At 63.8% G+C, this 26,703-nt stretch carries 23 protein-coding genes; 10 read left to right on the top strand and 13 right to left on the bottom strand.

Translation table 11 applies throughout. The features are described 5' to 3' along the window. Nucleotides 1–2: 2 nt before the first annotated feature. Complete coding sequence (locus tag LOKO_RS15225) at nt 3–3,302, bottom strand: chemotaxis protein CheB (RefSeq protein WP_066451264.1); 3,300 nt, start codon at nt 3,300–3,302, stop codon at nt 3–5. 305 nt (nt 3,303–3,607) lie between these two features. On the opposite strand from LOKO_RS15225, the gene LOKO_RS15220 reads away from it, so the two are divergent. Then, nucleotides 3,608–4,552 (top strand): 2-dehydropantoate 2-reductase, encoded by a 945-nt coding sequence (locus LOKO_RS15220; protein ID WP_083517613.1) that lies wholly within the window; start codon nt 3,608–3,610, stop codon nt 4,550–4,552. Between the two features lie 124 nt (nt 4,553–4,676). After that, entirely contained in the window at nt 4,677–5,444 is a 768-nt protein-coding gene (locus LOKO_RS15215; protein ID WP_066451255.1) for a class I SAM-dependent methyltransferase, read from the top strand. A 16-nt stretch (nt 5,445–5,460) separates the two neighbouring features. Here the strand turns inward: LOKO_RS15215 and LOKO_RS15210 are convergent, their stop codons facing one another. The 4 genes from LOKO_RS15210 to LOKO_RS15195 all read right to left on the bottom strand — a co-directional run bounded on the left by LOKO_RS15210 (nt 5,461) and on the right by LOKO_RS15195 (nt 9,180). Then, the gene (locus LOKO_RS15210; RefSeq protein ID WP_066451254.1) at nt 5,461–6,426 is read right to left on the bottom strand and encodes a zinc-binding metallopeptidase family protein; all 966 of its coding nucleotides are present in this window, start codon (nt 6,424–6,426) and stop codon (nt 5,461–5,463) included. A 273-nt stretch (nt 6,427–6,699) separates the two neighbouring features. Then, the gene (locus LOKO_RS15205) at nt 6,700–7,344 is read right to left on the bottom strand and encodes a transglycosylase SLT domain-containing protein (RefSeq protein ID WP_066451253.1); all 645 of its coding nucleotides are present in this window, start codon (nt 7,342–7,344) and stop codon (nt 6,700–6,702) included. Between the two features lie 201 nt (nt 7,345–7,545). Beyond that, a complete protein-coding gene (gene thpD, locus LOKO_RS15200; protein WP_066452390.1) occupies nt 7,546–8,454 on the bottom strand; it encodes an ectoine hydroxylase in 909 nt (302 codons plus the stop codon). A gap of 249 nt (nt 8,455–8,703) precedes the next feature. Beyond that, complete coding sequence (locus LOKO_RS15195) at nt 8,704–9,180, bottom strand: YbhB/YbcL family Raf kinase inhibitor-like protein (RefSeq protein WP_066451251.1); 477 nt, start codon at nt 9,178–9,180, stop codon at nt 8,704–8,706. A gap of 131 nt (nt 9,181–9,311) precedes the next feature. Here LOKO_RS15195 and LOKO_RS15190 point away from each other — a divergent pair, with 131 nt between their 5' ends. Beyond that, nucleotides 9,312–9,773 (top strand): flavodoxin family protein, encoded by a 462-nt coding sequence (locus tag LOKO_RS15190; RefSeq protein ID WP_066451249.1) that lies wholly within the window; start codon nt 9,312–9,314, stop codon nt 9,771–9,773. A 122-nt stretch (nt 9,774–9,895) separates the two neighbouring features. Here LOKO_RS15190 and LOKO_RS20670 read toward each other — a convergent pair whose 3' ends face one another. From LOKO_RS20670 to fadB, 3 genes are all read right to left on the bottom strand, one after another. Then, nucleotides 9,896–10,081, bottom strand: a complete 186-nt coding sequence (locus LOKO_RS20670) for a CCGSCS motif protein (protein ID WP_066451246.1) — start codon at nt 10,079–10,081, stop codon at nt 9,896–9,898. 136 nt (nt 10,082–10,217) lie between these two features. After that, entirely contained in the window at nt 10,218–11,396 is a 1,179-nt protein-coding gene (gene fadA, locus LOKO_RS15180; protein WP_066451243.1) for an acetyl-CoA C-acyltransferase FadA, read from the bottom strand. Nucleotides 11,397–11,424: 28 nt separating this feature from the next. Then, nucleotides 11,425–13,614, bottom strand: coding sequence for a fatty acid oxidation complex subunit alpha FadB (gene fadB / locus LOKO_RS15175; protein WP_066451241.1), 2,190 nt, complete (start codon nt 13,612–13,614; stop codon nt 11,425–11,427). 200 nt (nt 13,615–13,814) lie between these two features. Here fadB and LOKO_RS15170 point away from each other — a divergent pair, with 200 nt between their 5' ends. After that, entirely contained in the window at nt 13,815–15,092 is a 1,278-nt protein-coding gene (locus tag LOKO_RS15170; RefSeq protein WP_083517612.1) for a DUF5924 family protein, read from the top strand. Nucleotides 15,093–15,195: 103 nt separating this feature from the next. After that, nucleotides 15,196–15,639: a transcriptional regulator SlyA gene (gene slyA, locus LOKO_RS15165; RefSeq protein ID WP_066451238.1), complete on the top strand. Its 444-nt coding sequence runs from the start codon at nt 15,196–15,198 to the stop codon at nt 15,637–15,639. Between the two features lie 8 nt (nt 15,640–15,647). On the opposite strand, the gene LOKO_RS15160 is transcribed toward slyA, so the two are convergent. Then, the gene (locus LOKO_RS15160) at nt 15,648–16,202 is read right to left on the bottom strand and encodes a hypothetical protein (RefSeq protein WP_066451236.1); all 555 of its coding nucleotides are present in this window, start codon (nt 16,200–16,202) and stop codon (nt 15,648–15,650) included. Between the two features lie 106 nt (nt 16,203–16,308). Between LOKO_RS15160 and LOKO_RS15155 the strand changes: the two genes are divergently transcribed. Continuing rightward, nucleotides 16,309–16,764: a universal stress protein gene (locus LOKO_RS15155; protein ID WP_066451234.1), complete on the top strand. Its 456-nt coding sequence runs from the start codon at nt 16,309–16,311 to the stop codon at nt 16,762–16,764. Nucleotides 16,765–16,874: 110 nt separating this feature from the next. On the opposite strand, the gene LOKO_RS15150 is transcribed toward LOKO_RS15155, so the two are convergent. Next, a complete protein-coding gene (locus tag LOKO_RS15150; RefSeq protein ID WP_066451232.1) occupies nt 16,875–18,800 on the bottom strand; it encodes an ATP-binding cassette domain-containing protein in 1,926 nt (641 codons plus the stop codon). Between the two features lie 126 nt (nt 18,801–18,926). On the opposite strand from LOKO_RS15150, the gene LOKO_RS15145 reads away from it, so the two are divergent. Both LOKO_RS15145 and LOKO_RS15140 read left to right on the top strand, forming a co-directional pair. Continuing rightward, nucleotides 18,927–19,823 (top strand): TatD family hydrolase, encoded by an 897-nt coding sequence (locus LOKO_RS15145; protein WP_066451229.1) that lies wholly within the window; start codon nt 18,927–18,929, stop codon nt 19,821–19,823. Nucleotide 19,824: 1 nt separating this feature from the next. Further along, nucleotides 19,825–20,304 (top strand): hypothetical protein, encoded by a 480-nt coding sequence (locus tag LOKO_RS15140; RefSeq protein WP_066451227.1) that lies wholly within the window; start codon nt 19,825–19,827, stop codon nt 20,302–20,304. 6 nt (nt 20,305–20,310) lie between these two features. Here LOKO_RS15140 and LOKO_RS15135 read toward each other — a convergent pair whose 3' ends face one another. Both LOKO_RS15135 and LOKO_RS15130 read right to left on the bottom strand, forming a co-directional pair. Further along, on the bottom strand, nt 20,311–21,366 hold the full coding sequence (locus LOKO_RS15135) for an acyl carrier protein (protein ID WP_066451223.1): 1,056 nt from the start codon (nt 21,364–21,366) through the stop codon (nt 20,311–20,313). Next, nucleotides 21,363–23,597, bottom strand: a complete 2,235-nt coding sequence (locus LOKO_RS15130) for a thiamine pyrophosphate-dependent enzyme (protein ID WP_066451221.1) — start codon at nt 23,595–23,597, stop codon at nt 21,363–21,365. The genes LOKO_RS15135 and LOKO_RS15130 overlap by 4 nt, the downstream gene beginning before the upstream one ends. A gap of 107 nt (nt 23,598–23,704) precedes the next feature. Here LOKO_RS15130 and LOKO_RS15125 point away from each other — a divergent pair, with 107 nt between their 5' ends. Further along, nucleotides 23,705–24,613 carry a LysR family transcriptional regulator gene (locus LOKO_RS15125; RefSeq protein WP_083517611.1) on the top strand — a complete coding sequence of 303 codons (909 nt, stop codon included), beginning with the start codon at nt 23,705–23,707 and terminating at the stop codon, nt 24,611–24,613. Here LOKO_RS15125 and LOKO_RS15120 read toward each other — a convergent pair. Continuing rightward, nucleotides 24,538–25,098 (bottom strand): elongation factor P hydroxylase, encoded by a 561-nt coding sequence (locus tag LOKO_RS15120; protein ID WP_066451219.1) that lies wholly within the window; start codon nt 25,096–25,098, stop codon nt 24,538–24,540. The genes LOKO_RS15125 and LOKO_RS15120 overlap by 76 nt on opposite strands. 153 nt (nt 25,099–25,251) lie before the next feature. On the opposite strand from LOKO_RS15120, the gene LOKO_RS15115 reads away from it, so the two are divergent. Further along, a complete protein-coding gene (locus tag LOKO_RS15115) occupies nt 25,252–26,700 on the top strand; it encodes an MATE family efflux transporter (protein ID WP_066451211.1) in 1,449 nt (482 codons plus the stop codon). Nucleotides 26,701–26,703: the final 3 nt, after the last annotated feature.

Here is a 26,703-nt window from a genome sequence, read left to right as displayed (position 1 = left end):
AGTCAGGTTTTCGCTGTAGAAGTCCCATGGGCCTCCTGTAACCATTCCGGCCGAGCCGGTACCTTTATCAGGATAGATGTTCCCACGCCCGGCGTGGTCTCTATCTGCATGCAGCCGCCCATTAGCCGAAGGCGCTCGCGGCTGGTGACCAGCCCGAAGCCGGGGTGCGTTTGCTGCTCCGCCTCCACCATTGGCAGGTCAAATCCGCTGCCCGTATCGCTGACCCGGATGAGAATGTGCGTATTCGTCTGGTCGAGCTCGATATGTGCCCGATGCACGTCGGAGTGTTTCTTGACGTTGAACAGCAGCTCGCGAACGATCTGGAAGAGCAGTACGCGCAGATCCTTATCGGGAGTGTGGGGCGGATGCTGTATGGTCAGATCCACCGTCAGCTCGTGGAGCTCCAGCATCTGGCGCTGCAACCATTCCAGTGCTTCGGCCAGCCCCTCGGACTTGAGAATGGGGGGGCTGAGATCGACGGTGAGCTGACGTGTGGTTTCGATGGCCTGCCGAATCCATAATAGGGTGCCCGCGACCAGCTCGGTCAACTGCTGGTGCCCTGCCTCGCTGAGTTTCTTCTGAACCAGGAGCTGCTTGATCTGCAGGCCATAGAGCAGCTGCTGCAGGTCATCGTGCAGCACCTGTGACACCCTGCGCCGCTCTTCCTGCTCGGCCATGGTCAGCTTCGACGCCAGCTCGCTGTCCAGCCTGATACGCTCTTTGACCTCCACCTCCAGCGCCCGGTGGGCCTCGGACAGCTCCTCTTCGAAACGCTTGCGCTCGGTGATGTCAACGAAGGTGATCACCACGCCAGCGATCTGGTCGCTGGTGCTGCGGTAGGGGCGCACGCGGGTGAGATACCAGTTTCCTTCGATATCCTCTACCTCACGGTCGATCGGCTCCAACCTGGCGAGTACCTCCTGCGAGTCGCCGATGAGCTGGTCATAGCCGAGCCGGTGGGTCAGGTCCGATAGCGGCCGGCCGATGTCAGCCACGCGAATATTGAATAGCCGGCCCACCTGCGGGGTGAAACGCAGGATGTGAAGCTCAGGGTCGAGGAAGATCGTGGCGATCCCGGTAGCACTGAGCAGGTTCTGCAGGTCATTGGAGAGCTGGCTGAGCTCTTCCACCTTGTCGCGATTTTCCTGGCTGACCGTTGTCAGCTCCTCGTTCATCGACTGCAGCTCCTCCTTGGAGGTCTCCAGCTCCTCCATGGTAGAGCGCAGCTCCTCGTTGGCCGACTGCAGCTCCTCATTGGCCGCTCTCATATCCTCCTGACCCGACTCATAGTCTTCGATCACCGTCTGCAGTCGCTGCTTGTTGAGCTCCAGTTCCGCTTCGAGCTCCGCCGTCGATGAAGCATCCCCCGTAGGCCGCCCGGCGGCCTCTACCCTGGACTCCGTTCGCTCCTCGAAGATGACAAGAGCGAGGCCCTGCTGCTCCTGGTCCTCCTGCTCTCCGGCGGGGCGCACATGCATGATGACTTGGCGCCGCTCCCCGTCGAGACGAATTCGTATGGGCTGGGAGCGAACCGGCCTGCCCCTCTGGTTCGCCGTAGCCAGGGCTGCACGCAGCTCAAGGCGCAGCTCCTCGCGTACCAGCTTGAAGACGCTGAAGGTGGGTTCACCGCCCGGATGCACCAGAAAGCGTCCGACGTTCTCGGAAAAATGGACGACCATGCCGGCGGCATTGAGCAGAAGGCTCGGTGGTGCATAGCTTTCGACGATCTTCTGGTGCAGGGCGCCATAGGTGGCCAGAGGCTTGGTATCTGCCACCGACTGATTGTTCGCCTGGCCAGGGCGCCCCCCTGTACGGGGAAAGACCGGAAGTTTCAGGGCATGGGTGGGCACGTCTCGCTTGCGATAGACGCAATGCTGCTTATCCTCGATATGGAACAGATCGGAGCGGCTGGTTGTCTCCGAGGCACCCAGTATCAGGTAGCCGGAGGGGTTGAGGGCATAATGGAAGACCTGGATGACATCCTGCTGCACATCGCGCTGCAGGTAGATCAACACATTGCGGCAGGTGATCAGGTCGAGCCTGGAAAAGGGGGGATCGCCCATCAGGTTGTGGGACGCAAAGACCACCAGCTCCCGCACATCCTTGCGAACCCGAAAGCCGCCATCCTCCAAGGTGAAAAAGCGGCGTATTCGCTCGTCGGAGACGTCGATCTGGATATCGCCGGAGTAGAGCCCTTCTCGCCCCATTCTGAGCGAAGGCTCATGCAGATCGGAGGCGAAAACCTGCAGGCCAGGCGGGTTGTCGACGCGTGCCGCCTGCTCCATCAGCAGAATCGCCAGTGAATAGGCCTCCTCACCGGTGGCACAGCCAACCGTCCAGACACGAATCTGGTCCTCAGGCCCCTTGCCCTCGAACAGCTTGGGTATGACATCGTTTTCAAGCCCTTCGAAGACCTCACGGTCGCGGAAGAAGTTGGTAACGTTGATCAGGAACTCATCCGCCAGCGCTCGGACCTCATCCGGTTGCTCGCGCAGCAGCTCAAGATAAGGGCCCAGCTCCTCGACATGGTTCAGCTGCATTCGCCGCCGGATACGGCGCATCACCGTAGAGTGCTTGTAGCGGCTAAAGTCTCTGCCGGTACGGGCACGAATCTGAGTGAAAATCTGCTGCTGGATCTGCCGCTGCGCCTCATCGAAATCGTCGCTCTCATCGTCAGGCACCACGACGCGAGGCTGTGTGCGCGCATAGCGCATGATCTCGTCAGGAATTTCCGCCACCGGCAGCACCCGGTCGATGAGGCCAGTCGAGAGCGCACTCTGCGGCATGCCGTCGAACTCGGCCTCGTTGGGGTCCTGCACGATCGTCAAACCGTTGCGCCCCTTGATTTCCTTGATGCCCAGCGTCCCGTCCGACCCCGTACCGGTCAGAATGACCCCGACCGAGCGGCCATCGTGGGTGGATGCCAGGGTGCGAAAGAAATGATCGATTGCCGCACGGTCGCGGCGCGCCTCCTCCAGATCGGAGAGCCGCAGGTGGGTATCGACGGAATTGAGGTTGCGCCCCGGCGGGATGACATAGACCTGATCGGCTTCAAGGACGACGGTCTCGTTCACCTGGCGGACGGGAATCTTGCAGTAGGCCTGGAGGAGGTCGGCCAGCTGGCTCTCGTGATCCGGTGAAAGGTGCATCACGACGACGAAGGTCAACCCGGTCTTCTCCGGCACATTGGCAAAGAACGTCTTGAGCGCCGCCAGGCCCCCGGCCGATGCCCCGATGCCTACCACTGTCGGTTTTTCATCCCCATTCTTGACTGGGCCATCAGCCTGGTCCGATCCTTTCATCCAATCAATCCTCGTTCTGGGAGCACCCACAGCGATAAGTATCCTGTTGCAAATCAGCCGGCATTTCCAGCGCCAGCGGCGTCCATCATGGCGGAGCCGGCCAACCCTGAAGGCTGGCCTCGCACCAGGGGGAATACAGCGTGGGGTAGCAAAAGGCTAGGCCATAATCGAGCCATGCGCCGGGACACCATCGCCCTGTTGCAGGGTCGCGCTGCACCAATGGAGCCGATGGGTATAGTTTTGGCATTACCACTATCCTGATAACTCTGATGCTTATAGGAAGACGCCGAGTCGCAGGAGACAAGATGAGATTTGCAATCATGGGTAGCGGTGGTGTGGGAGGGTACTTCGGAGCCCGCCTGGCGGAAGCGGGCGAGGACGTGACCTTCATCGCCCGTGGCGAGCACCTGGCCGCCATCCGCCAGGATGGGCTGATCGTTACCAGTATCAAGGGGGACGTCTCGATCAAGCCTGCCCAGGCCACCGACGACCCGGCCAGCGTCGGCGTAGTGGACTGCGTGATCGTGGCGGTAAAGGCGTGGCAGGTGCGTGAGGCAGCGGAGGCGATCCGCCCGATGATCGGCCCGCACACCATCGTGCTGCCGCTGGAGAACGGCGTGGAAGCCGCCGACACCCTGATCGATGTGCTGGGTTCGGCGCCGGTGATCGACGGCCTGTGCGGCATCCTGGCCTGGCGCGAGGCCCCGGGGCATGTGCGCCACGCCGGGGTGGATCCCTTCGTGCGCTTCGGCGAGTGCGACAATCATGCCAGCGAACGAATCAGCCAGCTCAAGGCCGTCTTCGATGGGGCTCGGGGTGTCAGCGCAGAGATCCCCGATGACATCAAGGTCGCCCAGTGGAGCAAGTTCCTGTTCATCTGCGCCATGAGCGGCATCGGCAGCATCACCCGCGCGCCCATCGGGGTAACGCGCCAGTTGCCGGAGACACGGGCCATCATCGAGCGCATGCTCGAGGAGATCGATGCCGTCGCCCGCGCCCATGGGGTGGCCTTCCCCGAGGACGCTGCCGTCCGTGCCATGCATTTCATCGATGCCATGCCGGCGGAAAGTACCTCCTCCATGCAGCGCAATATCATGGCCGGTCAGCCCTCGGAGCTGGAATCGCAGAACGGTGCCGTGGTGCGTCTCGGCCGCGCCGTGGGCGTCGCAACACCGACCCATGAGCTGGTCCATGCCGCCCTGCTGCCCCAGGAGCAGGCCGCTCGCGACAAAGAGGCGAGCGACCGGTAGGCCGGTCCGCGATGGCAGCCTGCCCGACAAACGTTGCCCCAGTCACTGGAATGAGCGCCACGGATGGCGGGATCGCGTGAATGCGGTAATCTAGGTGAAAGAACAACCCACTCCCGGAGGCACCATGAACGACGTTCCCCACAACGCCCCCGGGCAACATTGGCAGGCCAGTGGCTATGCCCATCACGCCGACTTCGTTCCCGCCCTGGGCGAGGAAGTGGCTGCGCTGCTGGCGCCAAAGGCCGGTGAGCGCATCCTCGACCTGGGCTGCGGCGACGGCAGGCTGACCGAGGTCCTGGCCAAGTCCGGTGCCACGGTCATCGGCGTGGATGCCTCCCCCGACATGGTCGAGGCCGCCAGGGCACGCGGCCTGGACGCGCGAGTGGTGGATGCCCACCACCTACCCTTCGATCATGAGTTCGATGCAGTATTCAGCAATGCCGCGCTGCATTGGATGCTCAATCATGAGGCCGTCATCGCCAGCGTGCATCGTGCACTCAAGCCCGGGGGACGCTTCGTCGCCGAATTCGGCGGTCACGGCAACGTCGCCGCCATCTGCACCGCCTTGCTGGCCGCGCTCCAGGCTCGCGGCATCAGCGGCAAGGCGCGTTTCCCCTGGTTCTTCCCTACCGTGGAGGAGTACAGCACCAGCCTGAAGGCGGCCGGCTTCACCATTGATTCCATCGAACTGATTCCACGCCCCACCCCCCTGCCCACCGGAATGGCCGGCTGGCTGGCCACCTTCGCCAACCCCTTCCTGCATGGCCTAGAGGAAGAGGTGCGCGAAGCCATTCTCGACAACGCCGTCGACCTGCTGTCCCATAGCCTGAGCGACAGCCACGGTAACTGGACCGCCGACTATGTCCGCCTGCGTCTCAAGGCGTACCGCTGAGGGATCGAAAAAGCGCTCATAACCCCTGGGCGCCTCGACGCAGCCAGTCATGCATGAAAGCTAGCTTGCGGCGCGACACTTCGGAAAGCACGAAGGGATACAGGTCCAGCAACCCCATTGAGCGATTGATGTGATTGACCCCCATGACCAGATGAGTCGCAACATGGATCAAGCGCTCGGCATCCGCCTCCATGTAGGGATCCCACCCGTGATGCGGCAGGTCGGCAGAGGAAAGGCCTGCGGCAACAAAGCTGTCGGCGATATCCGTGAGATGCAGCAGATGGGCAGCGGTTTCTGCCCAGTCCTCATGGGGATGAGCGGAGGCATAGGTGCTGACAAAGCTCGAGCGCCAGCCCGCAGGCGGGCCTTGTCGGTAGTGCCGCTGCAGGGCCTCCGCATAATCTTCTCGCTCGTCTCCAAACATCGCCCGGAAGGCGTCGAGAAAGTCGTCTCGCAGGCTGAGTCGCCACCAGAGCATATGCGAAACCTCGTGCCGCATATGGCCGATCATGGTCCGGTATGGCTCTTCAAGCGCCTCACGCCGGGCGGTTCTCAGCACAGGGTCCGCTTCCGCCACGCTGATGGTGACCACCCCCCCTACATGCCCCATGGCAACCGGCGTTGGCCCTTCGGCCAGCAGATGGAACACCGGGGGAGCCCCGGGATCTTCCGGCCGGAACCAGTTCCACCGGCCCAGGTTATCGATCACCCAGCGCTTGGCAGCCTCGGTTTTGGCCCAGTGGGGCATGGCATTGGGTATGGAAGGGTCCGGGGCAAGTGCCGTCATCGCACAAGAGCGACAGAATCCCCCCTGCTCGGGGGCAATCCAGTTGCATCCTATCACGTCGCGATTGGCGCAGAACGGCGGCATGGTAATGAAGGCCCTGGCCTGCGGGTCATAGGCAACAGGCGTACCCGTGGCTGTAGCGAGGTTGTCAAACCACAGAGACCCGCGACCGACCGGATTGGCATAGACACGCATAGGCAATGACTCCTGGACTCCGCCAGAGCGTGCGCAGGATAAGCGCGCTGTTCGCTGGCGCAGTACTCTGGATAAGGAGCGCGGCTGAATGCCGAACTCCACCTTTCAGCCTATCACTTAAGCAGCAAGTGCCCAGGCATCTCTTGTTACCCAAAGTAAGAAGCCGCAGTCCCGGTTGGCGGTACCAACTGGCCTGAGCTGCAGAAACGCTGTCACCTCGTTGGATTACCGCGAGCTATCGGAAAGCATGGCACCATACGTCAGCATGAATCATCACGCCGAACAGAAGGGGCCGAACTGGTAAAAGCGACGGCATCGCAGCTCGGCTTCGCAGGCGGGAAGCTGTGCCTGGTAGCGGGCGGCTCGTGAACTGACCTGATTGGCGGCTTGAAGAACCTGGGGCTTGTTCTGGTAAGTACCTCGGCGATAGCCACCTTGGCCTTCATGATAGGCGAGGTAAAGATGCTCTGGATTATGCAGCGATATACCGAGCTGGTCGTGGGTGCGCCGGTTGTACCAGCCAATGAAGTCAGTGGCATGCTTCATATTGCTGCGGCGTGCCAGCGTACTGCCGGCTTCCTCCCGGTACTCGCCCCAGACAGGATCCAGGGCCTGCGCATAGCCTCGGGCCGAAGAGGGTCGGCTGCCGGGAATGAAGCCCAGGATGCGATTCCTGGGCGGGCGAGCATGGCTCCGGAAGGACGATTCCTGCTGAATGAAGGCCATCTGGGTGGCGATGGGCGTCCCCCAACGCTCTTCCGCAGCACGTGCGTGATCGTACCACCTCGGATGCTCATCAAAGATCTGGCAAATATTGGTCTGATCCTGTGGTGGCGCAGGCGCCATCATGGCACAGCCCGAAGCCAGCAGGCCGATGGCCACTACGCCTAGTCGAGGCACTATACATAATCGAGGCATTAGCCATAGCCGAGACGCTAACCACCATGAGCCGGGTCGAAGCCGCCTCTGGCGGCTCCGGTTCCTGTCTATCTGAGCCACACAGCCCTGCTTCATCGCACACCCAACGGTCAGCTTCTTCAGCCAGGGAGCCTACTGCAGAGTCGGCAGGCCGGCAAACCCGGCGGAAAGGCAGCCGTGCCGGGCTTGCCGGACCCTGTGCTACCGGACCGGCCTCAAAGGGCTCCAGTCCTTGCGGTTGGCCAGAAATTCAGGCCGTGGCCGGTTACCGCAGAAAGGGTTGAGCAAGCCGTTCTCGACGCTGTTGTAGACGAAGAACAGGTTGCTCCTGGGCCAGCAGGACATATTCATGTTGGAACCGTGCATGGTATTGCACTCGAACAGCACCAATGATCCCGGCCCCCCCTTGGGCGCCTCGATGTCCCCCTCCAGCATCAGCGTGCGCAGGCTGGCATTGTCCGGCACGCCCACGTCCTGACTCTTGAGGGACTCCTTGTAGTTGTCCTGAGGAGTCCGCCCCACACAGGGAATAAAATAATTGTGGGAACCAGGCACCAGCATCAGCGGGCCGTTGAACTCGCCGTTCTCGGTCAGGATGATCGAGCAACTCAAAGAGCGCATGCGGGGCATGCCGTCTTCGCTGTGCCAGGTCTCGAAATCGGAGTGCCAGTTGAAGCCCTTGCCCTTGAAGCCCGGTTTGTAGTTGATGCGTGACTGATGGATATAGACGTCGCTGCCCAGCAGCTGCTGGACCATCGCCAGCAGGCGCGGATCCCGGGTCAGGCGGCTGAAGCGTTCGGATATCTCATGGATACCGAAGATCGAGCGGATCTCATGGCGGCCGGGCTCGAGTACCGTACCCTCGGAAAGCTTGAGGTCTTCATCCTCCTCGTAATCGGACAACTCCTGAATAAAGGCATCCATCTCGTCCTTGTCGAAATAGTCCTCGAAGGAAAGAAAACCCTTTCGTTCGTACTCCCTCAATTGCTCCTCATTCAGCGGCCCGTCCCTGCGTTGCGCTCCCTCGCTGTGTACAACGGGGTCGAAACGCTCGAACATTCCCAGCTTACGCTCCAACCGAGTCGGAAATAGATCCTGAGCGTCATTCATTGCATGTTCCTCCTTGATCATCTTTCACCACCAATCTCCTGATTGGTAATCCCACCCTAGACAGTCAAGCAGAGCCATGCAAAGCGACTTTGTTTCACCACATTGCGACTGTAATGGCTTGGTGTATCTTCCCTTTCTTCCGTGGTGAACATGCGATGAAATCAATGCTTCGTCAATTTAACCTCTCAAGCTACCGGCCCAACTCGCGACGCTGGGCCGCGAGTGGGGAATTACCAGACGCGCCCTGCCTCAGGCGCGCTGGTAGGTTCCGATCAGTCGGTTCATGCCCAGCAGATGGGGCTCGAGCTGATTGAGCAGCTCGGACAGGCCGAGGCCTTCCGGAAGATCGGTTGGCTTGTCCAGAGCCAGTACCCAGAAATAGTAGTGATGCTGACCATGCCCCTCCGGCGGCATGGGACCGCCATAGCCCATCTTGCCGAAATCGTTCTTGCCCCGGGTGCCGTCACCGGTGTTCTCCGCCAGGGAGGTGGTCGACCCCGGCAGGTTGTAGAGCAGCCAATGAACGAACCCGTAGCCGCCGTTCTGCACCAGGGGCGCATCCGGGTCGTGGCATATGATGGCATACCCTTTCGTGCCGTCCGGGGCATCGCGCCAGCTCAGTGATGGCGAGACATCATCCCCCTCTCCGGTAAACTTTTCGGGTATGGCGCCATGGGCGTTGAAGGCGGAACTTTCCAGCTGCATATTCGAAAGTGCAAAGGCCATTGCAGTTGTCCTCCTTGGTTCCAGTGATAGTTCCTACGCTTGTTCTTACGATAGTCTCAGCAATTTCTGCAATCGAAAGAGAAAGGGCGAGGTGCCGAAACAGCGTCGGAAAAAGGCATTAGACTGTCAATATGAAACAGCTTCTGATCGTGGCCCATGCGCCCTCCCCCAATACGCAGAGACTCCGCGACGCCGCCGAACGCGGGGCGCGACACCCAGAAATCGAGGCGCTAGAAGTCATCGTCAAGCCCCCGCTGGAAGCGGAGCCCGATGACGTGCGGGCCTGTGATGCCATCCTGCTCGGCACCACCGAAAACCTGGGCTACATGAGCGGTGCCCTTAAGGATTTCTTCGACCGCTGCTACTACCCGGTGCTGGAAGAGAAACAGGGGCTTCCCTGCGCCCTCTATATCCGCGCCGGCCACGACGGCACCGGCACACGCCGGGCGGTAGAGAGCATCGTTACCGGGCTGCGCTGGAAATGGGTACAGGAGCCGCTGGTATTGCGGGGCGAATGGCAGGATGGCTTCGTCGACCAGGTCGAGGAGCTAGGCCTCTATCTGGCCGCAGGGCTCGAAGCGGGGGTGCTATAGCCCATTGGCCTTGCGCCCACCTGCCGAAGCAATTGCGGGCATGCCCGGAAGGCATGCCCGCTGTTTCTGGCCTGGCGGTGGCTATTGCGTACCCAACGGTCGCCGGCTAAGCGCTCCCCGGGTTAGTGGCAGGAACCGCAGCAAACACCAGGCTCCCCGTGCTTCGCCTGCTTTTGTACCTCGGCGCTGGCACTCTCACCTGTCGTGGCGTCGGTGCCCGGCGCTGGTGACGCCTCAGGCTCAAACGTCTGAACGGCTGGCTTGTCTTCCGTCTTGTCTTGCTTGAAAAGGTTCTTGAGACGCCCCATGGGAGTCACCTCGCAGTGGATTCAATAAAGAGTATGCAAAATGCATCTTATTGTTCATCCACCAAGGCGTCAACGGCTCAAACGAAAACGGCCCCGTACTTGTAAAGGTACGGGGCCCCAGTTCCTGCAAGAACGCTTACTTCAGTCGTTCAAATACCGTGGCAACGCCCTGCCCCATGCCAATACACATGGTGGCCAGTCCCAGCGTGGTATCGCGCTGCTGCATCACGTTGAGCAGCGTGGTGCTGATACGAGCACCGGAGCAGCCCAGCGGATGGCCCAGGGCAATGGCACCGCCATTGAGGTTGACCTTCTCATCCATGGCGTCGAGGAAGCCGAGGTCCTTGAGCACCGGGATCCCCTGGGCGGCAAAGGCCTCGTTGAGCTCGACCGTCTGGATGTCCGCAGACGAGAGACCGGCTGCCTTCAGCGCCTGCTGAGAGGCCGGCACCGGGCCATAGCCCATGATCGAGGCGTCACAGCCGGCAACGCCGGTCGACAGCACCCTGGCGATCGGCTCGAGGCCCAGCGCCTGGGCGCGTTCGTAGCTCATCACCGCCATGCCCGCGGCACCCACGGAGAGCGCAGAGGAAGTGCCTGCGGTGACAGTGCCACCCCGCGGGTCGAAGACCGGCTTGAGCTCTGCCATCTTCTCCAGGCTGGCATCGCTGCGCACGACTTCATCATGCTTGAACAGAGTCCTGAAGCCACGCTGATCGTGGCCTTCGACGCCGATGATCTCGTTGTCGAAATAGCCCTTCTCGTTGGCCGCCAGGGCGCGCTGGTGCGAACGCACGCCGAACTTGTCCTGCTCCTCGCGGGTGACACCGTGCATCTTGCCCAGCAGCTCGGCGGTGAGGCCCATCATCATGGCCGCCTTGGCGGCATACTTGCTGGCCGCCGGGTTGACGTCAACGCCGTGGGCCATGGGCACGTGCTCCATGTGCTCGACGCCGCCGATGATATAGAAATCCCCCATGCCGGCCTTGATGTTGGCAGCGGCGATATGCAGCGCGGTCATGGACGAGCCACACAGGCGATTGACGGTCTGGGCCGGCACGCTGCGGGGAATGCCGGTCATGATCGCCGCGTTACGGGCAATGTTCATGGCCTGTTCGAGGGTCTGGTTGACGCAGCCCCAGATCACGTCATCGACTTCGGACGGATCAAGGTTGGGGTTGCGATCGAACAGCGCCTGCATCACCGCGGCGGAGAGGTTCTCGGCACGCACATTGCGGAAAGCCCCGTTCTTGGCCTTCGCCATGGCAGTGCGGACGCAGTCGACCACCACGATGTCTCTCGGATTCAAACTCATATCAACTCACCTCCTGATCGTGGTGGATTCAGCTCTGGGCCTGGGTGGTATAGAAGCGTTCGCCGGCTTCGGCCATCTTGCGCAGCTTGTCGGTGGGCGCGTAGAGCGGCCCCAGCTCGTCGGCCAGGCCATCGGCCAGCTTGACGAACTCACCGATTCCCATGGCGTCGATGTAGCGCAGCGCACCGCCGCGGAACGGCGGGGAGCCGATGCCGTAGATCAACGCCATGTCCGCTTCGGCCGGTGTCTCGACGATGCCATCCTCCAGGCAGCGCACGGTCTCCAGGCACAGCGGCACCATCATGCGGGCAATGATGTCCTCGTCGGAGAACTCCTGCTCCGACTTGACCACCTGCTTGACCAGCTCATAGGCCTTGTCGTCGCTGACTTTCTTCGGCTTGCCCTTCTTGTCTTCCTCGTAGGCGTAGAAGCCCTTGTCGTTCTTCTGGCCCAGGCGCTCATTCTCATACATCACCTGGATGGCGCTCTTGCTTCCGTCACCGCCCATCTGGCCCATGCGTTCGGGGAAACCCTCGGCCATCACTTCACCAGCATGAACAGCGGTATCCATGCCAACCACGTCGAGCAGGTAGGCGGGACCCATGGGCCAGCCGAACTTCTCCATGATCTTGTCGACGCGCTGGAAATCGGCGCCCTGCTCCACCAGCAGACTGAAGCCGCCGAAATAGGGGAACAGCACCCGGTTGACCAGGAACCCGGGGCAATCGTTGACCACGATGGGGGTCTTGCCCATGGCGCGGGCATAGGCCACGGTGGCCGCCACGGCGGCGTCACCGGTCTTCTCGCCACGGATGACCTCGACCAGCGGCATGCGGTGCACCGGATTGAAGAAGTGCATGCCGCAGAAGTTCTCGGGCCGCTTGAGGTTTTCGGCCAGGCGGGTGATGGAAATGGTGGAGGTATTGGAGGTGAGGATGGTCTCCTCGCCGACCAGGCCTTCCACTTCGGTCAGCACCGCGTCCTTGACCTTGGGGTTCTCGACTACGGCTTCGACTACCAGGTCAACGTGGCCAAAGTCGCCGTAGGAGAGGGTCGGCCGGATCAGGGTCAGCTTCTCGGCCATCTGCTCGGTGGTCAGCTTCTTCCGTTCCACCTGCTTGGCGAACAGCTTGCGCGACTCCTTGAGACCTAGTTCGACAGCCTCTTCCTTGATGTCCTTCATCAGGATCGGCGTGCCCTTGGAGGCGCTCTGGTAGGCGATGCCGCCGCCCATGATGCCCGCACCCAACACGGCGGTCTGCTTGACCGGCCGGGCCTGTTTCTCGTACTTGCTGGCCTTCTTCTTGACCACCTGATCGTTGAGGAACAGCCCCACGAGGTTGAAGGCAATATCGCTCAGCGCCAGCTTGGCGAAGGCCTTGGCCTCGATGGCCTGGGCCCGCCCGCGCTCTTCGCCGGCGCCCTTCTGGATCACCTTGATCGCTTCTACCGGTGCCGGGTAGTGCGGCCCCGCCTTGCCCTTGACGTAGCCCTTGGCGGTCTCGAAGGCCATCATCTGTTCGATGGGATTGAGCTTGAGCGGCCCTGTCTTCTCGTCCCGGCGCGCCTGGTAGTCCAATTCGCCGCTGTAGGCACGCGCCAGAATATCCAGCGCGGCGTCTTCGAGGGATTCATTCGGAACCACCGCATCGACGGCACCCATCTTGAGCGCGGCATCGGCACGGTTCTCGGTACCACCGGCGATCCATTCGATGGCGTTGTCGGCCCCGATCATCCGAGGCAGGCGCACGCAGCCACCCCAGCCCGGCAGGATGCCCAGCTTGGTCTCGGGCAGGCCGATCTTGGCCTTCTCGCCCATGACACGGAAATCGGTGGTCAGCGTGACTTCACAGCCGCCGCCCAGCGCCAGGCCGTTGATGGCGGTAACCGTGGGGAACGGCAGGTCCTCGATGGCGTTGAAGATGTCGTGAACCTTGAGGTTCATCTCGACCAGATACTCCTCGCCCTTATCGAACAGGCCATGGAATTCGGTGATATCGGCACCCACGATGAAGACATCCTTGGCGCTGCCGATAACCAGCCCCTTGAGGCCGCTCTCGCTCTGGATCGCCTTGACGGCATCGCCCAGCTCGGTCACGACCGCGCTGGACAGCTTGTTGATGGACTCACCCTTCAGGTCGAAGGTGAGCATGGCGATGTCGTCGCCCCCGGTCTTGGTACCGCGTGCCACCGAGATGGCATTGCCTTGATAAATCATCCACGAATCTCCACACAGAGGTTGGCGTTGGAGGAGTGCCCAATTTCATACGGCCGTTTGATTCCTCGAAGCTTGGTGCACTACGGCCAGTACGTCAAGCCCCGGGTGCATCACCAATGGTCTAGCAGCCAGCACTTCGAATCACCGGCGATACAGGATGGCTGTTAGGATAGTCGCAATGTCCCGCCAAGGTGTCGTCCATGAATCTGCCCGATACGGCACCCTCCACGCCTCCGCCCGGCACATCGCCACGGATGCGGCGTTTCCATGATCGGGTCGAACGGCTGGTCGAGCTTGTCCATCCCTGGCGCAGGCTGTGGCCACCCCTCGCCTTTGCCGCCGGAGTCGGCAGCTTCTTTTTGGTGGATCGCCAGCAGTGGTTAGGGGCCGTACTGGCATTGAGCATGCTGCTGGCCTGGGCCCTGCTGCTCTCCGAGAGCCTGATTGCGCGCCTGCTGGCCCGCCGTGGCCACCCCAGCCTGCCCAAGGGCATCACCACCTTCATCGCCCAGATGGTGCATCAGGAGACGCTGTTCTTCTGCCTCCCCTTCGTGCTTGCCACGACTGTCTGGGCCAGCGGCCAGGGCCTGTTCGCCCTGCTGGTGCTTGGCATGGCTTTTTTCTCCATTCTCGACCCGCTCTACTACAAGCTGGCCGAGCGTGCCCGCTGGCTCTATTTCGCCTTCCATGCCCAGTGCGTATTCCTGGTTGTACTGGTGATCATGCCGCTGATGCTTCAATTGACGACAGGCCAGAGCCTGAGGCTCGCCCTGGCGTGCATGCTGATAGTCAGCGTGCCCAGCCTGCTGCAGCTCTTGCGACCGATGACCCTCCAGCGCTGGGCCATCGCATTGGCCATGCTGCCGCTCTTGACACTGCTGGCATGGACCGGACGCGCCTGGGTTCCGCCTGCCAACCTCTGGATATCGGCCAGCGCCCTGTCACCGGCCTTCGATGTCGCACAGCGAAGTCCTCAAGGCAGCGCCCTGCTGACGCCCGACACCCTCCGCAGCCAGGGACTCTATGCCTACACGGCCATTCGCGCCCCTCGGGGCCTGCGGGAAGAGGTCTTGCACGAGTGGCGGCATGAAGGCGAGCTGGTCGACCGCATTCCGCTGACCATCAACGGGGGGCGCCAGGAGGGCTACCGGGCATGGACCCACAAGATGAACTTTCCCGAGGACCCCACCGGAAAGTGGCGCATCGATGTGATGACGGACAGCGGGCAGCGCATCGGGGTGCTGCGCTTTCAGGTAGCGCAGGATGCATCGGAGGCCACCCTGGCCGATGGGCAGGCCTCGCCGCCGCCGGGGCTGCCTGGACTCGACCTGCAGCGTCTGGTTCCGGGAAATCGCCACAGCCAGAGCGAACGACCCGCTGAGCGGAATACACCAGTTGAATCCGCCTCTCATCCCCGGGAAGGTAACGAATCCGACGCGGGTGACACGGAGACACTGGAGGCAGAGACAGACTTCTAGCGCCTGCTTGATAGTCACTGTCTCCTGTCGCCTGTCGCTTGGAGTTGCATTACACGCTGCGGGTCCGGACAATTCGGCAAATTCAACGCAATTGCGGAGTCCCATGCACCAGAACATCGGTTTCCGGCTCTCCCGCCTGCCCCGGCTGTGGCGGGCCATCATCGACGAGCGACTGGCGCCCCTGGGCCTGACTCAGACGCGCTGGATCACCCTCTACCATCTCTGGCGTCTAGGCGATGGGCAGCCCCAGTGCGACCTGGCCCGCGCCATCGGCGTGGAAGCGCCATCGCTGGTACGTACCCTCGACCAGCTCTCGGAACAGGGACTGATCGAGCGGCGGCCCTGCGAACAGGACCGCCGCACCAAACGGGTCTTCCTTACCTCAGAGGCAACCCCACTGCTGGAGCAGATCGACGAGGTAGTGACCCAGGCGCGTCGCGAGATGCTGACAGGCCTCAGTGACGATGACGTCAAGCAACTGGATGCCCTGCTGGCCCATATCGAAAACAACGGCCTGGCAATCCAGGCCCGCGAAAGCGGCGTCTGACCCTCCCGCTAAAGGTCAGGCTTTGGAGGGATTGCGCCTTCTCCCTCGCCAAAGGCACGGGTGGCCGGCGGCCGGTCGGCATGGCCGGCCAGGGCATCGCGCAGGCGGCGAAAGTCGGCCACGTAGGTTAGAAAACGCTCGGCGCCCTGGGACTCCCACCACCAGAGCGTGATGCCAAGCTCGCTGGACTCGACCACCAGGGCATCCTGGGGCAAACGCATGAGCAGAGCCTCGAGCGGCTCCCGGGCATCGTCCGGCAGGGCGCGGAGAGGCTCGATACGCCAGCGCCAGCCTGCCAGAAAGGGCTTTAGTGCGTTGCTGGCGTCACTGTCACGCACCAGCAGGAACCGGGGACCGGGTGACTCGACCGGATAGGACCAGCGATAGCCAGGCATGGCCGTACCGATGCCATGCAGCGGCGGTGTCTCCAGCTTCACCTTGACCCCGGCTTTCGCTGCGGCATTGCGCAGTGGTGCAATACGGCGCTGCCTCGGGCTGGGCTTGAGCCACATCACTGGTGCGACCATCAACAGCAGCACCCCGATTATCATTGCCCAAACCATCGGCTTCTCCTGAATGAATCTTGACGCAAGTCGTTGTCTTGGCTCGGCAGTCGTCCTAGAGTGTTGGCATGACACCAATGACCATGCCGTTTCGCAGGAGCCTGCCATGAGCAATGAATACCGCCACATCCTGGTCGCCGTCGACCTGACCAAGGATTCCCACAAGGTCCTCGAGCGTGCCATGCAGATCGCCGAACGCAACCAGGCGAAGCTTTCCATCATGCATACCCTGGAACCGCTGGGCTTCGCCTACGGTGGCGATATCCCCATGGACCTCACCAGCATCCAGGATCAGCTCGACGAGCACGCCAAGCAGCGCCTGGCCGAGATTGCCGACCCTCACGTCGCCAAGGAGAACCAGCACGTGGTGGTGGGCATGCCCGATACAGAGATCCACCGCTTCGCGGATGAACATACCGTCGACCTGATCGTGGTGGGCTCCCATGGCCGACATGGCTTCGCCCTGCTGCTGGGATCCACCTCTACCGGGGTGCTGCACGGCGCCCAGTGTGACGTTCTTGCCGTGCGTGTCGGCAAAAAGGGGGAAAAGAGCGCCGAATAACCAAACTCCTGCTCCCGCCCAACAACCTTTTTCGGCTTGTGGAAACGCAGGCGTCGCGTCACTAGCGAAAAGGCGTTGGTCGCCGCCGGCACGTAGTAGCGAATCATCGCTTACTCACCGGCGGCCAGCGCCTCCAATTCCATCCAGCGCTCCATGGCCATCTCCAGCTCGGCCTGCTTGTCGTTCAGCGCCTGCAGAGTGGCGGTGACGCTGTCGGCGTCCTGCTGGTAGAAGCCAGGATCACCCACTCGAGACTCGAAGTCAGCCACTTCGGCCTCCAGGGTCTCGATCCGTGACGGCAGCGTATCCAGCTCGCGCTGCAGCTTGTAGGAGAGCTTGACCGCTTTCTTTGCCGCTTCGGGCTGGGATGTTTTCTTGTCCTCGGCCGGCTCGGCCGCCTGGCGGGTGGGTTCGACCCCCTGGCGGGCGGCGCCTTCCCAGGGCGCCGGCGGCAGGCTGCCGCCCTGGCGCACCCAGTCGGTATAGCCACCCACGTATTCGCGAACTTGGCCGTCGCCCTCGAAGGCCAGTACACCGGTTACCACGTTATCCATGAAGGCACGGTCGTGGGAGACCAGCAGCAGCGTGCCCTCGAAGTTGAGCAGCAGTTCCTCCAGGAGCTCCAGCGTCTCGACATCGAGGTCGTTGGTCGGCTCGTCGAGCACCAGCACGTTGGCCGGCTGGGTGAACAGCTTGGCCAGCAACAGGCGGTTGGATTCACCCCCCGAAAGCGCCTTGACCGGCTGGCGGGCACGCTCGGGGGTGAACAGGAAGTCCTGCAGGTAGCTGATGACATGCTTGTCCTTGCCGCCCACGGTGACCCGATCGCTGCCCTGCGCCACGTTGTCGTAGACGGTCTTTTCCGGCTCCAGGCCGGCGCGCAGCTGGTCGAAATAGGCCACCTGCAGGTTGGTGCCGAGCCGCACCTCTCCTTCGCTCGGCTCCAGTTGTCCGAGCAGTATCTTGAGCAGTGTGGTCTTGCCGGCACCGTTGCGACCGATCAGGCCAATACGGTCGCCGCGCTGTATCTCCAGGCTGAGGTCGCGGATCACCACCTCGTCGCCGAAGCGCTGGGTGACATGCTTGAGCTCGACGACCCGCTTGCCGCTGCGCTCGCCGCTGTCCACGCTGAGGTTGGCCTTGCCCTGGCGCTCGCGGCGCTGGCTGCGGTCGCGACGCAGCTGCTCCAGGGCACGTACCCGGCCCTCGTTGCGGGTGCGACGAGCCTTGATGCCCTGGCGAATCCATGCCTCCTCCTGGGCGAGCTTCTTGTCGAACTCGGCGTGCTCCCGGGCCTCGACCTCCAGCTCGTGGTTCTTCTGCTCCTGGTACTTGGCATAGTCGCCGGGGTAGCGCCCCAGGCGGCCGCGGTCGAGCTCCAGGATTGCCGTGGCCAGCTTCGACAGGAAGGCCCGGTCGTGGGTGATGAACAGCACCGATCCGGGGAAGGCGGCGAGCTGCTCCTCCAGCCAGGCGATGGTATCCAGGTCCAGGTGGTTGGTGGGCTCGTCGAGGAGCAGCAAGTCCGGCTCGGCAACCAGCGCCCGGGCCAGTGCCACGCGCCGGCGCCAGCCACCCGAGAGCGAGGCCATCTCGTCGTCGGCGGGTAGCCCGAGACGGGTCAGCACCACGTCGATGCGCTGGTGGAAGGACCAGCCGTCGATGGCCTCCAGCCGGGTCTGGAGCTGGGCCATGCGGTTCATGTCCGGGTCGGGATCCTGGATCAGATGATGGTATTCGGCGAGCAGCTTGCCGGCCTGGGGCAGCCCTTCGGCCACCACATCGAAGATGGTCTCGCCGGAAGCCGCCGGCAGGTCCTGGGCCAGCACGCCTATCTTGAGTCCCGGCGCCCGCCAGATGCTGCCACCATCCGGCAGGATCTCACCGGCAATCAGCTTGAGCAGCGTCGACTTGCCGGTGCCGTTGCGGCCCACCAGCGACAGCCGCTCGCCCCTCTCCAGCACCAGGTCGGCGCCGTCGAGCAGCACATGATTGCCATAGGCCAGTTGCAGCCGTTCCAGACGTAGCAGGGTCACTCGCACACCTCATCCAGTCATCGAGGCGGCTAGTGTAACGCATGGCCGGCTCGGCGTGGTCCTGTACAATACGATGCATTCCGGAGGCACTCGCCCCGATGCCCTGACGACAGTAGGAGTTCTGCCTTGGTTGACCCGACCGAGACCAGCGATGATTTTCTGCCCGAGGCCCTGCGGTTCCGCTCACCTGCTCCGCTGGTGGATATCGGCGCCAACCTGACCCATGAGAGCTTCGCCCGCGATCTCGACGCGGTGATCGCCCGCGCCAGGGCGGCCAACGTCACCGGCCTGATCCTGACCGGCACCGACCGTGAGCATGCCGAGCAGGCCGTAGCGCTGGCACGATGCCATGCGGGGCTTTATGCCACCGCCGGTGTCCATCCCCACGATGCCAGCCGCTGGGACGCCTCACTGCAGCAGGCGATGCGCGAGCTGCACCGGCAACCCGAAGTGGTGGCGGTGGGCGAGTGCGGGCTGGACTTCAATCGCAACTTCTCGACACCTGCAGAACAGGAGCGGGCCTTCGAGGCGCAGCTGGGCCTGGCGGTGGAGTGCGGCAAACCGCTGTTCATCCACGAACGCGACGCCGGCAAGCGCATGCGTGACACCCTGCATGCCGGGCGCGACGATCTCCCGGGGGCCGTCATCCACTGCTTCACCGCCGATCGCGAGACCCTCTACGGCTACCGTGACCTCGACCTGCATATCGGCCTGACCGGCTGGATCTGCGATGAACGCCGCGGCCATCACCTGCGCGAACTGGTCGGCGAAGTCCCCCGGGATCGACTCATGGTGGAAACCGACTGCCCCTACCTGCTGCCGCGCAATTTACCTGCCAAACTCAAGGGCAGGCGGCACGAGCCGTCACTGCTGCCCTGGATCGTGAGAGAGATCGCCCATTGGCAGGGAGTCAGCGAAGTCGAGCTGGCCCAGGCCACGTCCCAAACCGCTCGGGCCTTCTTCCGGCTGGCAGAGACCGAGGATCCCAACGTTGCTGGCACTTTCCAGCAGGAGGAGCACTGAGATGGCCGATATTCCCGGATTCATTGCCGTGGAGACCGGCGACGACAGCGACCTGCCCCTGGCCATTGCCTGGGTGCTGTCTGACGGACGCATCAAGCACACCCTGATACAGCCGGATGATGACTGGCTTGACGAGGAGATGAATGCCCTGAACGGCTACAGCATGGAAGAGCTGACCAGCTTTGGCGCAAGCCCGCTGGACGTGATCCGGGAGTTGGAGAGCGACCACTTCAACGCCACGCTCTTCACCGCTGGCATCAGCGACGACGAGGCCGCCCTGGCACGCCTCTTCGACACCTACGGCATCGACCCCTTCGTCGAACTGGCCCCGGCCGACAGCCTCTACCCCGCCCTGGCCGGCGGCGAGTGGAGCCGTGCCCGCAACGAGCTGTTCGGCGAGATGGGGCTCGAGCCGATGCGGCCCGAGCACGAGGTCGAAGTCATGCTGCGGCTGCACGAGCGCCTGGGCCTGGCGGAATAGCGAGCATCAGCGCAGCAGCCAGTCACGCTGCTCAGGCATGCCCATGCAGATCAACAGGGGGTCGTCGGCCTGTCGGGCCTGGAAGGCTTCCTTGCTGTCGAGCCCTTTCCAGCCCAGCTGAATCAGCGCCTGGGCGGTGGCACCGCCCAGCGTCGCGCCCGGCCCCGGAATGACGATACGGTCCGGCGCAAACTCCCTTATTCCGACCCGCAGGGCCGCCGTGTAGTCATAGGGCGCCACCAGCTGTTCACCGAGGGTATAGTCCCACAGTGCCTGGGGAGCAGTGCTCCAGGGCGTCCAGACATGGCCACGCCCGTCGATCATCGGCACCCTGGGCACCCGGAACGGGGCGTCCGTCAGCCGCTGGCGAGCCGCCTCCCGCACCTCCTGCTGCAGTGGCGTGTGAAAGGCCGAGTGTTGATGCAGCCGCATCGGGAAACGCTCCCGGGGCGGCAGCGCCTCGGTCAGCCTGGCCAGCCCGACCTCATTGCCGCCGAAGACCAGCATGCCGCCCAGGTCGATGGAGAGGTAGAGCGCCGCGCCCTGTTCACCATGCAGCCGCTCCACCAGCCCCAGCAGGTCACGGCGTAGCGACCACTGCGGCCGCCACTGCTCGTCCACCCAGGGGTAGAGGACCTGCCCGCCGACAAGGGTCTCCTGCATCATCTGGCCCATGGTGCCGATCAGGTGGTGGGCATCCTCGGGCGTCAGGGCACCGCTGCCCGCCAGGGCGATATACCAGCCCATGGAGTTGCCGGTGACGGCGACGACTTCATAGCGCTCGGGATCGATGGCCTGCATATCGGCCAGGGCACAGGCATAGATCAGCGGCGAGGCGTGTTCACCTCTCCCATGCAGGCTCTGGCGAAAGGGAATCTCGCCGTCCAGCTCGCGGAGACTCGGCAGTCCCGCCTCGCGGCGCTGGGCATCGAAGCGGGCCAGCCACTCGCTGCCTGACGCCTGGCGCTTGAGGCTGCCCCACTCCGGGGCATTGTAGGTACCGCGGCCGGGGCAGACGAGCAATAGCCGTTCGCGTGTCACTGTCGTATTCGAGGCTGTCATTCGCTGTCGCTCCCTGCCGATACCTTGCCGCTGGACGCTGCCGCCGGCACGCCGGAGACTGCCGAAACCGACCTGCCGACGGCTCGCCGCGCCCGTTCGACGATGGCATCCGCCGAGGGCAGGGTCACCGTGGCCGCCCGGCCCAACGGAATGAAGCTGTCCTCGGCCGTCAGCCGATGCAGGCGGTGGCTTTCCATGCCGCGCTCCACCAGGCCGGTGATCAGCTCTTCGCTGACCGAGCCGCTGCGGCGACACTCATCCACCACCAGTACCTGTCCGCACTCGGCAACGTGGCGATGCACGGCGTCATGGTCGATGGCGGTCAGCCAGCGCAGGTCGATAATGCGCAGGGCAATGCCTTCGGCTTCCAGACGCACAGCGGCCTGCCGAGAGAGGTAGACCCCGTTGCCGTAGGTCAGGATGGCCAGGTCGCGCCCTTCGCCCCATGCACCGAGCTCACCCACGTCGAGGCGATGCTCCGGCCCCGGATCGGCGAAGCACCACTCCTGGTCCCCCTCTTCATGCAGGTCGCGGTTGTGGTAGAGGGCAATGGGCTCGAGCATGACCACGACGCGCTGCTCCTCATCGGCCAGGCGCACCGCCTCCTGCATCAGCCCAACGGCATCGGCGGCATTGGAGGGGCACGCCACCAGCAGGCCGGGGATGTCGCGCAACACGGCGATGGCGTTGTCGTTGTGGAAATGGCCGCCGAAACCCTTCTGGTAGCCGAGCCCGGCAATGCGCACCACCATGGGATTGGTGTACTGGCCGTTGGAGAAGAAGCTGAGCGTCGCCGCCTCGCCGCGCAGCTGGTCCTCGGCATTGTGCAGGTAGGCGAGAAACTGGATCTCCAGAATCGGTACCAGGCCGTTGTGACCCAGGCCGATCCCGAGCCCGAGGATGCTCTGCTCATCGAGCAGGGTATCGATCACCCGGTGCGGGCCGAACTGGGCCTGCAGCTTCTGGGTGACGCCGTAGACGCCGCCCTTGCGGCCGATATCCTCGCCGGCCATCACCAGGTGGGGATGGCGGGACATCAGGCGATGCAGCGACTGGTTCAACAGCTTCGCCATCGGCCCGGGGGAGGTGTCGACGTCCCCCTCCCACGGCCGCTGACGCCCTGGCCGCAGCGGCGGCACGATGCTGGCCATGACCTGCGCGGCAGTTTCGAGCCGAGGCCGGCGAATCGCTTCTTCGGCGACCCGGGCCACGCGCTCCCCCACGGCCCGGTAGAGCTCGCCGATCTGCCCCTTGTCGAGCACCCCATGGCGCTGGAGCAGCCCGGCGCTGACCAGCAAGGGGTCACGCGCCTCGTCGGCCTTGATGCGCTGGGGCGTCATGTAGGCCTGCTGGGCATCCGAGCCGGCATGGCCAAACAGCCGCACGCAGCGCATGTGCAGGAACACCGGCTGCTTGCGACTGCGCGCGATGCGCTCCGCCTCCCGGGCGGCGCGCCAGGTATCGAGCAGGTCGAGCCCGTCACAGCTGAGATAGTGAAAGCCGGGGCGAGCGCGCATGCTCGCCTCGATCCAGCCATCGGGCGTGAGGGTGGAGATGCCGATGCCGTTGTCCTCGCAGACCATCACCAGGGGCATGGGCGAGCCCTGGTAGGCGGCCCAGCCGGCGGCGTTGAGCGCACCCTGGGCGGTGGAGTGGTTGAACGAGGCGTCGCCGAAACTGCAGATCGCCACGCTATCGGCCGGCCATTCGCCACCGCCGCCCAGGCGTCGCCACAGGCCGAGGCCGTAGGCGGCCCCCATCGCCTTGGGCAGGTGCGAGGCGATGGTGCTGGTCTGGGGCGGAACATGCAGCGCCTTCGAACCCAGCACCTTGTGCCGGCCACCGGAGATCGGGTCGTCGGCCGAGGCAGCGAAGCTCAACAGCAGGTCCCAGAGCGGCGTCTGTCCCGGCACGCTGCGGCTGCGCTGGATCAGGAAGGCGGCGTCGCGATAATGCAGGAAGGCGGGATCGGTGTGACGAAAGGCCCGGGCAATGGCGGCATTGCCCTCGTGGCCGGCGCTGCCGATGGTATAGAAGGCCTCGCCCCGGGCCTGCAGCCGCCGGGCATGCAGGTCCAGGTGGCGGCTCATGAGCTGGGATTCGAACAGCTCGGCCAGGCCGGCGGGGCTGAGTCCGGCCTCGTCGAGCGTCCACGCCTGCTCGGGTTCGGGCCAGTCGCCGGAACGCAGGGCAGAGAAGAACAGTTTTTCCTGGGGCAGCGGGTCGGCCACGGTAGCGGGCTCCTGTCGGCATTCGCGAGAGTGAATGCCTACAGCCTAGCGCGCCTGCTTGCTAAAGGGATAATATCGATATCCTGGATCAGGTATAGGTAACCTTTATGGATGTGCGCAGCCTGCGCTACTTCATTGCGGCCTACGAGAGCGGCTCGATCAGCGCCGCCGCCCGGCGCTGCCATGTGGCCCAGCCCTCCATCTCCACGGCGCTGGCCCAGCTGGAGGAGCGGCTCGGCACGCCGCTGTTCGAGCGGCACCGTCGTGGCATCACCGCCACCGAGGAGGGGCACCGGCTCTATCCACTGGCGCGCCAGGTCAGCGAGAACCTGGACGCCATCAGCCGCCTGTTTCGCACCGACTCGCCCCCCACGCCGGTTCGTCTGGGCCTGATGCGCTCATTGGGCGCCAGCCGCATGACGACGCTGCTCAAGGAGTACATCGGCCGTGGCGACAACTTGGCCCTGACGCTGGTCAATCCGGAAGAGCGCTGCGATGCCCGCATCATCGGCGAACAGGACCTGGCCCATGGAGAGCGCTTTCAGCCGATCTGGCACGACAGCTATCGCCTGGCGCTGCCGAGCGGACACCCATTGGCCATGCAGGCGTCGATCGCGCTGGACGACCTGGATGGGCTGCCCTTCATCTGGCGCCACCCCTGCGCCGCCATGGAGCAACTCGCCGCCGCGCTGAACTCGGTGGAAGTGCGCTGCCAGATCCGGGCGCGCCTGCGCACCATCGAGTACACCCTGGGCCTGGTCGCCGCCGGGGTCGGGGTCTCCCTGGTGCCGGCCTGGCCCGAGATCCTCGCGCGACACGACGTGCAGTGCCGCCCCATCGATGGCCTGGTCATCCATCAGACCATTGGCGTCGCCTATCCGACCCACCAAACCCCACCCGCGCTGGCACCGCTGCTGGCCCTGGGCAAGGAAGCATGGGCTCAGGCCGGCAGCGACACCGGTAGCGAAGTGCGCCCTGACACGACGGCGTCGTCCAGGCTTCGCCCCTCGCGGTAGAACGCCCCCAGCGCAGCCTGGAACGCCGCCGCCCGGGGCGGCAAGCCCTCTCGTTCATAACGAGAAGCCCTCGCCTCGACCCGGGCCAGGAAGGCGGCACGGTCCACCTCCGCCTCGCCACCCAGGTTGTCGACGCTGACATTGAACTGCCGGCCGCAGGCGCGCGTGAAGAGCAACTCCAGGGCCTGGGGAGCCACCTCCGCGGCCTCGAAGGCGCGCTGCTGCTCAGCATCGCGGCCATCGGGAAGGTACCAGTAGCCGTAGTCTTCAAAGCGACGACGCCGCTCCCCGGCGATGCACCAGTGGCTGATCTCATGCAGGGCGCTGGCATAGAAGCCATGCGCGAAGATCACCCGATGAAAGGAGCAGCCGGCATCGGCCGGCCGGTAGAGCGGCTCATCGCCACCGCACACCAGCCGCGTATTGAAAGTGTCCTGGAAGAGTCCGTCGAACAGCGCGATCACATCGTCGAGTCGGTGGGTCACGTGGGCTCCGGGTCATAGAGAAGGATTCATTATAAACACGTGGTACAGCGGGCGAAAATCACCGCCAATTGCTAACATAACCGGTTTCCTCGGTCGTTGAGACCAGGCTTTACGACGTTTTGGCGGCATTATCGCCTGCATGGAGCATGACCCTTGGCCACCTTTTTCACCCAACTCGCCGGCGTCAGCCGCAAGGAAACGCGGCCGCTGATCACCCTGGCGCTGCCGATCTGCGGCGCCCAGCTGGCCCAGGCCGGCATGAGCGTCGCCGATGTGATGATGACCGGGCGCCTCAGCGCCACCGACCTGGCGGCGGTTTCCGTGGGCTCCAGCATCTGGCTGCCACTGATGCTGTTCATGACCGGCACCCTGATGGGACTCACCCCCATCGTCGCCCAATTGCTGGGCGGCGGCACCACCGCTCGCATCCGCCCCAACGTGCACCAGGCGCTGTGGGTGGCCCTGGCACTAGGCCTGGGCGCTGCCCTGCTGCTGTGGTTCACGGTGATGCCGATCTTCCGGCTGATGGAGGTGCCTGATGAGGTGGCACGACGCTCGGCCGCCTACCTCTCCGCCGTGGCCTTCGGCATGCCCGGGGTCGCCCTGTTCCAGGCCCTGCGGGCCTTCTCCGACGGCATGAACCACACCCGCCCTGCGCTGTGGATCAGCCTGGTGGGCCTGGCCGTGAACATACCCAGCAACTATGTGCTGATCTATGGCGGCGACGGGCTCACCGAGCTGTTTGGCGAGTGGTTGCCCGCATGGGTACAGGCAATTCCTGCACTTGGCGCCTTCGGTTGCGGTATCGCCACCGCGCTCTCCATGTGGGTGATGAGCCTGGCGATGATCGCCTATACCCGGCGCTCCCGGGCCTACGGCGATGTCGAGCTCTGGTGCGACCCCGCGCCGCCGCAATGGAAACTGATCGGCGAGCTGCTCTATGTCGGCGTACCGATCGGCGTGGCGATCTTCGTCGAAGTGACGCTGTTCACCCTGATTGCACTGTTCATCGCCAGCCTCGGCGAGGTGACGGTCGCGGCACACCAGGTCGCACTCAACTACACCTCGATCCTATTCATGCTGCCGCTGTCGCTGAGCATGGCGCTGACCGTGCGGGTCGGCAACACCCTGGGCCAGGGACGCCCCGACCATGCCCGCCTGGTGGCCTGGAACGGTATCGCCATCTGCCTGCTGGTGGCCGGGTTCAACAGCCTGGTGCTATGGTTCACCGCCGAACCGGTCATCGCCCTCTATACCCACGACATCGCGGTGCAACGCCTTGCGGTTTCACTGGTCATACTGGCCATGATCTATCAGGTTTCCGACTCGCTGCAGGTGAATCTGGCCGGCGCGCTGCGTGGCTACAAGGACACCCGCATCGTCATGGTGATCACGCTGGTCGCCTACTGGCTGGTCGGGCTGGGCGGCGGACACTGGCTGGGCATGCATGGCCTTGCCGGCTGGAGCGGCCCCCTCGGGGTGCACGGCTACTGGATCGGGCTGATCGCCGGCCTGACAGTGGCGGCCCTGCTGCTCGGCGAGCGACTGCGGCGACTGGCCAGGGGAGTGGCGAATGGCGCAATCGAGATCCCGCGCAGCTGAGTG

The organism is Halomonas chromatireducens (genome assembly GCF_001545155.1).
GTDB lineage: Bacteria > Pseudomonadota > Gammaproteobacteria > Pseudomonadales > Halomonadaceae > Halomonas > Halomonas chromatireducens.
Note: the sequence above shows the minus strand (reverse complement) of the source record. Positions and strands in the feature narration are given on the sequence as shown.